This is a genomic window from Edaphobacter sp. FHG110511_03, from assembly GCF_059115365.1.
Genome location: NZ_JBZYWL010000003.1, coordinates 887962 through 898748, shown reverse-complemented (window position 1 = coordinate 898748; position 10787 = coordinate 887962). Strand labels below are relative to the sequence as shown.

Annotated in this window: 5 protein-coding genes; 4 read left to right on the top strand and 1 reads right to left on the bottom strand. The window is 53.9% G+C overall.

The window, feature by feature from the left end; genetic code table 11:
- Positions 1 to 380: 380 nt before the first annotated feature.
- The 4 genes from AC5S26_RS17050 to AC5S26_RS17035 all read left to right on the top strand — a co-directional run bounded on the left by AC5S26_RS17050 (position 381) and on the right by AC5S26_RS17035 (position 8412).
- Entirely contained in the window at positions 381 to 1577 is a 1197-nt protein-coding gene (locus AC5S26_RS17050) for a hypothetical protein (RefSeq protein ID WP_494186108.1), read from the top strand.
- Between the two features lie 536 nt (positions 1578 to 2113).
- Complete coding sequence (locus AC5S26_RS17045; RefSeq protein WP_494186107.1) at positions 2114 to 3634, top strand: sulfatase family protein; 1521 nt, start codon at positions 2114 to 2116, stop codon at positions 3632 to 3634.
- Between the two features lie 19 nt (positions 3635 to 3653).
- Positions 3654 to 6962: an outer membrane beta-barrel protein gene (locus AC5S26_RS17040; RefSeq protein WP_494186106.1), complete on the top strand. Its 3309-nt coding sequence runs from the start codon at positions 3654 to 3656 to the stop codon at positions 6960 to 6962.
- 67 nt (positions 6963 to 7029) lie between these two features.
- Positions 7030 to 8412, top strand: a complete 1383-nt coding sequence (locus AC5S26_RS17035; protein WP_494186105.1) for a sulfatase family protein — start codon at positions 7030 to 7032, stop codon at positions 8410 to 8412.
- A 1161-nt stretch (positions 8413 to 9573) separates the two neighbouring features.
- Here the strand turns inward: AC5S26_RS17035 and AC5S26_RS17030 are convergent.
- Positions 9574 to 10698, bottom strand: coding sequence for an IS110 family RNA-guided transposase (locus tag AC5S26_RS17030; protein ID WP_494186104.1), 1125 nt, complete (start codon positions 10696 to 10698; stop codon positions 9574 to 9576).
- Positions 10699 to 10787: the final 89 nt, after the last annotated feature.

Here is a 10787-nt window from a genome sequence, read left to right as displayed (position 1 = left end):
TATCGCTCCTTAAGACTTGGCGTGTATCGCTGGCTAGTAGCCAACAACCCAAGGGTAAATGGCGAGAACTGCGTTCGTTAGTACCTACCGACGAGCAAGTCGATGCTGGTTTGAGAAGTCACTAAGTGGGCACGATGTGGGAAGTAACCTCTATCTGCAAAGTAGAAATCAACGTCCAATCTGCTCGTACGCAAGCAGATGACCCTATGTCATAATGGCTGCTTGTGTCACGGATTACGACGAATGCGGCAGCAACTCTTGGCAGTGCGGTTGTAGTGTCGGAAAAGGAGTCTGACGTTCTAGATACACCCGAGTGGCACCTGATTCAGCGGATCGCAGGCAGCCCGGGCTTTCACAAATCGCCTCTGCTCACGAGCTTTTTGCTCTACATCGGTGAACAGAAACTTCGCGGCCGTTTAGAGGAAATTTCGGAAGTTCAAATCGGGGTTCGAGCCCTCCGGAGACCGTCTACCTACAATCCCGGTGACGACAACATCGTTCGAAATTACGCTCGAAGATTACGGCAGCGCCTGGATGAGTATTTTGTTCAGAATCCCAATGAGCAGTTGCGTGTTTCGGTGCCTCTGGGCAGTTACGTCCCGGAGTTCGAAGAAGTCAAAGTCACTGCCCAGCAACCAGTTGAACAAATTGACGAGAAACTGCCCGCGGCCAACTCGAATCGTACGCCCATCTCAGGGCCTTTCTGGTTCATGGCGGGAGTTCTCGTCACGATCCTGATGGTCGTTGGCCTAGGGGCGTTGGTGCACAGGTGGAACAGAAGCCGTCCCGAGACGTTATTTCATCAGTTTTGGAGCCAGGTATTCGACTCGAAGCGGACGACGTATGTGGTGACAACTGACACCGGTATAGCAATGTTGCAAGATATAAGCGGCCATTACATTCACCTACAGGAGTATGTAGACAACAGCCTTCAAGAAAAGCTCTCTGGACTCGACATCCTGCCTGATCCGAAGCGCGGAAGGTTTGGGGTAGACCGCTTCGAAGGGTTTACGAGTATGGCTAATTTTGACGTTGCTCTTCGCTTAGCCGCAACGCCTGAATATACGTCAGGTCATGCCGTGATGCGTTCGGCGCGCGACATCCGCATGGATGATTTGAATCATGCCAATGCTATTCTCCTTGGTGGTCCACATGCGAATCCGTGGGTAGAACTGTTTGATTCCGTAGCGGATTTCAGAATTGACTTTCCGCAATCGGACGATGTAAAGCGCATTGGCAAAAAGTGGATCGTCGACACCCATCCGGAGGCTGGTGCAAAAGCGATCTACTCCAACGATTCCCATGGTTATTTGCATGGAACGTATGCCATTCTTGCGTTTCTGCCAAGTATCGACAAGCGTGGATATGTTCTGCTGTCTGAGGGCGAGAACATGCCCGGCACCGCAGCAGCGGCGGAATTTGCAATGAATCCGACGGCGATGGCGCCCATCCTGAATAAGGCAAGGTTGCCGGACGGCACGATTGGACCCTTTCAACTTTTGTTGGAAACCGCAGTAGTCGGGGCAAAAGCGCCGGAAGCTCACGTTGTTATTGAGCGTTACGGGCTTCGCAAGTGAGATCGGTACCCAAAATATCGCTCTGAGGCCGATTGCGAGCCTGCTCAACTTCAATCAAGCTTATTGCTGCCTGTCGATTTGTTTGTCTTAGTCCCCCACCGGAAGACTGACAAAGCGTAATATCCTGGTCGTTCTTTTCCGGCGTCAAAGCCCACGACGCTATGAGCTCCATAGGAACGACCCTAGCCTGATCTTCCTGAACATGCTTCTACTGCCCCTGATTCTCCTCTCCGGAGTAGACACGTGAGCAGATGAAGTCACAGCGGAGCCAGCCCTTCCTAAAATGCCGAGTTGGTTGAAATCCCCAGCGCTACCCCATACCAAGCTGTGCCGTAGCCGGATTGGGATCGTGTCCACGGTGGAAAGTGTTCATTCCACATTTTTACAAACTGCAGACATGGAACAAGTTATCTCGCGGCATTGCCCAACCACTGTGTTTCCACCTTGTCAGCTTGAATCGTGACGCCAGATGATCGGCTCGCTTTGGGAGGACTCCGAAGTAACTGCGATTATGCATCTCCTGAAGGGATAGACGCTTGAATCGAAGAACCTTTCTTACGCGGTCGTCTGCGGTTGTTACGACTCTGGGAACAGATTTCCTGAAGGCCGAACCCAGGCCAAAGCGGCGACCGAATGTACTTCTCCTGATGTCAGATCAGCACAAGCGCAGCTGCATGGGTGCCTATGGAGACCCGGTGGCTCATACGCCAAACCTTGATAGGCTTGCTGCTGACAGTACCCGGTTCACACAGGCATATTGCACGAATCCGGTTTGCACACCGTCCCGTGCCTCCATCATGACGGGACTGTACAGCCACCATCTTGAGGCGCAGAACAATACTACGCCCTACTCGCCGAAGCATCGGACGATCGCGCATCACTTCAATGCCGCCGGATATATGACGGCCCTCATCGGCAAGATGCACTGGGTCGACGCCCAGAGTCACGGATTCGAGTACCGACTGGAATTCAATGATTGGTATCAGTACCTCGGGCCTAAGACCCAGCTTTACGCCGACGAGTTGGGGCAGGCGAACTCGGGTTCCGGCCTACCGGAGATAGATGACCTCTGGCGAGATCAGGGTGATCCGTGGAAGGGGCACCGCGAGAAGGATGGTCGCGAAGGAGCGGTGGCTGTGGGACGCGTCTCCCTGCTTTCAGAAGAGGATCACTTTGATTCGTTTGTGGCCAGGGAGTCCGTAAGGTTCCTCCGTAACTTCGGCAATGGCGATCAACCCTTCTTTCTCGTCGCATCTTTTCTCAAACCCCACGATCCGTTCATGCCAGCGGAGCGATTTGTCAGAGTGTTCCGTCCGGAGGACATGACGCTGCCCGCGAGCTGGGGCAAGGCAGACAAATCGAAGCTGCCGAAAGAGGTCCAACGTTCGATTGATTACAACGGACCAACGCCTGAACTTGCCGATCCTGCCGAGGCAAAAAAACGTAAGGCCCTCTATTATGCGAATCTTGCCCAGATGGACGACTGTCTTGGGCGAGTTGTCCATGAGATATCGGCCCTGGGGCTGGAGAACGACACCATCATCTGCTACACGTCAGACCACGGCGAGATGATGGGCGAACTCGGACTGTGGCAGAAGTTTCAGTTCTACGAAGGTTCCTGCGGAATACCTTTGATGATCCGAGTTCCCGGACGCTCCTCCTCTGTTTGGAGCGAGCCTGTGAGCCTGGTTTCCCTGGCTACAACGCTCACCGACTTGGCCGGCGTTCCCTTAGTAACTCCGAACGACGGTGAATCTTTGCGGAGTGTGATGTGGCCAGCTAAAGGTCATGTTGACACACCTGTCTATGCGGAGTTTGCCCTCAACACTAAGCGCGCCAAGACGATGGTCCGCGATGGCGAATGGAAGTACACGTTCTGGGAGAACGACATCCCCGAACTGTACAACCTCCGTGCCGATCCGATGGAACTACAGAATCTGGCAGCGCTTCCCGAATACCAACAGAGAAGCGAACTGCTCAAGCAAAAGATACTCCACTGGCGACAACTACCGATTACGAAGAGCAGAAACAAGTCGCCTTTACTACCTGTTTTCTAACTAGATGAGGTCATCGTTTATGCGAAGGATTTATGAATCTATCGTTATGCTGCTGATGAGTATTACGCTGCATGCGCAGCAGACCGGCACCATTGTAGGCAATGTCAAAGACCCTTCTGGTGCATCAGTTCCCGGGGCGAACCTCATCTTTGTGAATGCCTCCACTCAGTTGCAGCGAGCGGTCACATCCAATGAGCAGGGTGAATACGTGGCTTCGGCCCTTCCAACCGGCCAGTACTCCGTTACCGTCGAGAAGACAGGGTTCCGTAAGCTCGAACGCACCGGACTTACACTTACGACGGCCAGCACTCTGACAGTAGATCTTGATCTGCAGGTGGGCAGTGAGATGCAGACCGTTGAGGTCACAGCGCAGGCCTCGCTGCTGCAATCGCAGAGTGGATCGGTGTCTGCTCTTGTCGACAGCAAGCAGATGGTGAATCTGCCGCTTGCTACGCGGAATTTTACCGATCTCGTGCTACTTACACCGGGCGCGCATGCCGGTTCCGCTTCCAATCTCAGTGAGGGCGGCAGCGCGTATTCCATCCGGGGCGGCGCCAACTTCAGCGTCAACGGAACGACCGCTGCGACCAACTCCTATCTCATCGATGGTCTGTATAACCGCAACCAATGGCTCAACACGCTGGTTGTCGTTCCTGTCGTTGACTCGATCCAGGAGTACAGGGTGCTGACCAGCTCATTCAATGCAGAGTATGGTGAGTCTGCGGGTGCTGTCACGCTGGTCACGACGAAGGCCGGATCAAACCAGTTTCACGGCGCTGCGTGGGAGTTCCTGCGCAACGATCTTCTGAATGCGAACACCTATTTCGCGAAACGGAGTGGACTCCCGCGGCCCAAATACAATCGCAATGTCTTCGGCGGTAACGTTGGCGGCCCGTTGTGGCGCGATCACACCTTCTTCTACGCCGACTACCAAGGAATTCGCCAACACACGCCAGTCACCAGCACCAGCACAATTCCGACACAGGCACAGGTCAACATGGTGAAGACCGGCGACTTCAGTGGCGCTCCTGTCACGATCTATAACCCCTATACGACAACCACTGTCGGCGGCGTCAGCAGGCGAACGCCGTATTTGAACAATCGGGTGACGCCCAATCTTGACCCAGCAGCTGTGCGATTCATCAGTTTGCTACCCGATCCCACCAATAGCAACAGCACGGGTAATTACACTATTACTCCCCCCCTTACTCTCAACGACGATCAGTTCGACACTCGCGTAGACCAGAACATCGGCGCGTCGGACCGTCTGTTCTTCAAATATTCTTATGACAATGCCAAGCAGATCACTCCTGGCTCAATGTATTCCAACCTCGCAACTGACATTCCCATCGGACCGTATTTCTCAAGTGGAGGAAATGGTGCTTTCGAGACCACTGCATTCGTTCAATCTGGAACGCTTGGATACACACACGTTTTCTCGCCGAATACAGTCCTGGAGCTTCATGCAGGAATCTTGCGCTGGAACGGGGACGTCTCGCCGTTAGGTATCGGCTATGAGTCATCCACTGCGGTGGGAATCCCGAATATCAACTACAGTCCTCAATCAGGCGGATTGGCGGCCGTCACCCTCAGTGGATTTGCCGCGATGGGAGATAACTCAACCTATCCGGAGATAAGTCACATTACAACCTTTCAGTACGACGGCGACATCATTCGTACAGAGGGAAGCCATACCATCAAGGCAGGTCTTCTGTTTCTTCGTCACAGGTTGAATGGGTTCTCCGCGTTTCCCGTACGAGGAACGTTCGATTTCAACGGACAGTACACACGATTGAATAATGCCACTGCGGTAAGCGCCACTGCGCTCCAGTACTATGCCCTGGCAGACTTCGCAATCGGCGCTACGGATGCAGGGAACCGAAATATCCTGACAGGCTCTTTCGGCATGCGTACCTTTCAGCTGGCCCCTTTCATCCAGGACACATGGCGCGCCTCCGACCGTCTCACGGTGGACTATGGGCTGCGCTGGGAGATAAGCGCGCCACCATACGAGGTTAACAATCACTGGGCAAATCTTGATATCACTACTGGACAGCTGCAGGTCGCTGGACTCAATGGCAACGGTCGCAGGCTGCGGAACTTCGATCTAAAGACACTCTCTCCAAGAGCAGGACTAGCTTATACGCTCGATAAGTCCAAGAAAACAGTCCTGCGTGCAGGCTTCGGGATATCTTACGTTGACACATTGGCCGGAGGAGCCCAGCTATACAAAAATCTTCCGTATTACTTTGCTCAGAACATTACGACTTCCGTCGACTCAGTTCCAACAGCAGTGTTGAGTCAGGGCTTCAGCATCCCGGTTGCGCCTGATCCGAACAATACAGCGGCTATCTCTACTGGAAGTCCGACCGTCTGGAACAGAAATACGAGACAGTCGGGTGTTACCCAATACTCGTTAGGCATTCAGCGCGAGTTACGTGCGGACACCATCCTCGACATAAGTTATGTCGGAACCGTGAGCCGGCACTTGCTTGCAAACAGCCTTAACCTGAACCAGTCTCGTCCTGGTCCAGGGGCACAGGGGCCTCGGCGTCCTTACTACACGATCAACCCAAATTTAGTAAACGTTGGCTACAGAGATTCTTCCGGCGATGCCTCTTACAACAGTCTGCAGGTACACGCGGAGAAGCGGCTTTCGGGCGGGCTAAATTTCGGTGTGTCGTACACCTTCGCGAAGTATCTAACGGACATTGGAAATGCCAACAGCGGCGGGAATAACGACGTACAGGACAATGCCTGTCTGCGCTGCAACTGGGGCCCGGCCACGGATGATCTGCGCCACAATCTCGTCGTCAATCACGTCTATGAGCTTCCCTTTGGCCATGGTCGCAGATTCGTGAAAGATGGCGTCATGTCATATCTGCTCGGTCCCTGGAACCTCAGCGGTGTATGGAGCCTGCATTCGGGCTCACAGTTTACTGTCTTCTATGGCACAAACGTTTCGAATTCGTCCGGTGGCGGAACACAGCGTCCTGACCGTATCGCTAGTGGCAAACTCCATTCGGGGCAATCCATCAACCGCTGGTTTGATACATCTGCATTCGTTGCTCCCGGTCAGTATCAGTTTGGCAATTCAGGAACGGGCATCCTTGCCGGTCCTGGATACTTTAATGTTGACCTTACCCTCGAGCGCCATATTATCTTCCGCGAACGGTACGACTTGAATATTCGCGGCGAATCCTTCAACTCCTTCAATCGTGCAAACTTCAATAACCCCGGTGCGACAATCGGCACAGCGACCGCCGGTGTTATCTCTGGTACGCAGGCTGCTCGAATCCTGCAGGTTGCCGTGAAGCTCGCATTCTAAGCATCTCCCTGAATACCCGGCAGCCCAATCCACGATTGGGCTGCCACTCTTCATGAAGAGGACCTATATGCCACGCACATCGAGACGATCATTTCTGAAGGCAGCAGCTGCAGCAGCTCCTATGTCGGTCTATCGACAAAGTGTAGGTGCGCAGATTGTGCCGAACATTCTTTACCTGCACTCTCACGACTCCGGGCGTTATCTGCGTCCTTATGGACACAACGTACCGACGCCAAACCTCATGCGGATCGCCAAGAGCGGTATCCTGTTTCGCAAAATGTACTGTGCCGCGCCCACATGCTCGGCGAGCAGATCAGCGTTGCTTACGGGCCAAAGCCCTCACGCCGCAGGTATGAACGGCCTGGCACATTTGGGATGGAGTCTCCACGACTATAAGCAGCATATGTTGCACACTCTCCGCTCGGCGAAGGGTTACTACACCGTGCTTGCCGGTCTGCAACACATCGCGACTGATCCGAAAACGATCGGCTTTGATGAAGTCCTGACCGACAAGAATCAGCACGCGGCTCACGTGGCTGACCATGCAGTCGCATGGCTCAACAAAGCGCCCAAGGCCCCGTTCTTTATGGACTGCGGGTTCTTCGAAACGCACAGGGAATTTCCGAAGCCGACAGACAATGCGGACTATATCCTGCCTCCTGCGCCGCTTCCAGACAATCCTTCCACGCGATATGACATGGCTGGATTTCATCAGAGTGCGCGCGATATGGATAACGCAGTTGGTCGTGTGCTGGATGCGCTCGAGAAGAATGGGCTAATCGAGAACACGATCATCATCAGCACAACGGACCACGGAATAGCATTTCCAGACATGAAGGCTCATCTTCGTGATGCTGGCATCGGTGTCTCGTTCATGATGCGTGGGCCGGGGATCTTTTCTAAGCCTGGAGTCTGTGACGCATTGCTCTCGCAGGTCGATGTATTTCCGACCCTGTGTGAGCACCTCGATATCGCGAGGCCCTCGTGGCTTACGGGGACCTCGTTTCTTCCTGTCCTGCAGGACGAGAAGAGCGAAGTGAACGACGCTATCTTTTCCGAGGTTACTTATCATGCGGCATATGAACCGAAGCGCTGCGTTCGCACACTTCGATACAAGTACATTCGCCGTTTCGATGGCCGAACACGAGCAGTGCTTCCAAACTGCGATGACGGGCCATCCAAAACCTATTGGATGAAGCAGGGCTGGAAAGAACTGCCCCTTTATCAGGGAGAAGAGTTATACGATCTCGACTTCGACCCGTCGGAGCATCGCAATCTCGCTAACGATCCCGGATACACGCACACGCTCGATCAGCTGCGGGGGCGTCTGGCGAACTGGATGGTGAGCACGAAAGATCCATTGCTCAAGGGGCCCGTCCCGGTTCCCGCGGGTGGCCGTGCATCTCCCGTCGATGGGGATTCACCAAAAGAGAAGAGTCCTCTCAAGTAATAACCCCGAACACTTACAGCCAATTTACTTTCTTGCCTACTTGAATGAGCAATGCTAGGGAGAGGGATCTCAACGATGTTGTGCTGCATGTCGAATATGAAAGACGATGCAGAGACAGCATCTCTACCATGCTTGATCGTCGGGGCAATGAAGAGACGACTAATCCAACAGAATGCCGTTGATTGGGGGACAAACAGAACCGTTGAGTTCTCTCTTCCGCGGATCGATTATCCGCTGCGCATTCCGTAATCAAGCGTAATCGGGAGTATTTATATGGATGGCTGCAAACTCGTTCGGATTGTCCGCGTCTGCAACTTATTGATGCTAAATAGGATCGGCTCTGTACCCAAATCTGTACCTCTTTGCCAATTCCCTGCTCGGATCCATAGCTCCGCTGGAGCCGTAAACTATATTGCTTTCAAAGAGTTACAGGCGATTCTTTGGTGCCGGGAGGGGGAATCGAACCCCCATGGAATTGCTTCCGACGGATTTTGAGTTTCGCAAGAATACCGTAACTCTATGATAAGTATGCGTAATTGACTGTATGGCCACAAACATTCAAGTGACTTATTGTCAGTGGTTTAGGGAAATTGGTGGTAAATAAGCCAAACTGATATCTGTACCTGAACTTGTACCCGAAATTACAGGGGTAATTTGCACTCACAAGGCAACGGTTCCCAGCCACCTCCTTGAAGAACCTGAGCAGCGCAGCTAGCTAGATGCCGGTTCGGCATCAACCAAGGATGATCGCGCTCCTAACTTTCGAATGGTCGACAATTCACCTTAACGCAATCTTGGCCTCGATGAGTGCATTGCCCTGATATGGAGTGACCGTGTCAACCTGCGCCATCGGTGGGGTTGTTTTTGTAGTTGCTCTTGTTTTCCCGAGGACAGAGCGAGCAGCAGCCAGGGCAGAAATGGCGACGATTGATCAGTCTGATATTCGCGGGTCGGAACCGCATAATCATGATCCGTCGGGAGCTGCCTCTGACTGTTAGCGCGAGTCCGGTCGAGCCTGTCGCATAGGCCAAGCGAGGATTCTCCTTCGTGCTTGCTCTGGCTGCTGCTTGCTCTGTGCTCGAGATGGGTGACAGTGTTCATGAGTGGGATGTCTTTGCTTTTTCCTTCTTAGGATGTTTTTGTTTTTGCTTCTGGTTCTTGTCAAGCGGCTTGCTGCCTGACGACCGTTTCGGCTCTGGTTCCAATAGCCCAGACGAAACCAAGTAGTTCCCGAGCGACCGCGGTGACGATCTTTCTTTGGTCCTTGCCGGCTGCGCCCAGTTTCATATAGCGCTTATGCAGTCTGTGTTGCGCCTTCCATGCAATCTCCTTGGTCTCTTCTGAAATGCTCTCCTGTCGTCTGCGCAATCCATACCAGACACCTGGTGGACGACGATAGCTCCACGCTGCTTCGACGACGATTCGACGCAAGTGTGCGTTGCCGGTTTTAGTGATGCCTCCGCGTCTTGTTCGTTTTCCGCTGGAGTCTTCGCTTGGTACAACCCCGCAGTAGCCCATCAGCTGTCGAGCACTATCGAAACGGGATACCTGGCCCAACTCGGCAGCAATCGTCACAGCAGAGATGTCCGCGATTCCGCGCAATGCCTGCAGATCGTTGATGACTTGTTGTAACTCCGGCGAGGCCAGCTTTACAGCCTCTGTGATGGCTTGCTCCAGACGTGCTACCCGTTCGCGCATATGCTCGACCTCGTGCAGATAATCCTGTCGCGTGAACTCTTGAGCTATCTGCGAGAAACGTAGCTGTGCAACCCAGATCAGATAAGGGCGCGTCCACGATCGCACTCCGGAAGGTGGCCTCTGGCCTGAGCGTAGAAGGAACTTACTCAACCGATGCCGCGCTCGCGTCTGATCCTGCTTCGCTGCTTCTCGAGCACGCACCAAATCTCGCAAGGCCTCGGAACCCTCGTCCGGAACCCACACCGCCGTCAGATCTCCGGATCGATAGCAACGTGCCAGCTTCTCAGCATCCCGCCGATCCGTCTTGACCCGATCGCCTGCCTTGACAGGCACCAGCGTGGGCGCTACAACCTCGCACTCGACGCCCAGCTCCGCCAGCTGCCAGTACACAACGTAGCCCGTCGGTCCTGCTTCGTAACAGGCTCTCAACTTGTCTGCCGGACCAAGCTTTTTGATCAGCTTGCGGACAGACTCAGCGCGGTTCGGAATCGTTCCCAAGCTTCGCACTTCCCCGTCCGGCTCCGCTACCGCCACGGCGATCGTCTCGGCATGGACATCCAAACCCAAAAATCGTAACTTCTCCTTCATGACCGGCTCCCTTCCGCTTGTGGCTCTGAACTGCGCGTCCTTCGGACGCTCACAGCTTAACCCACGGTCGGCGCATCGGCGCCGGTCAC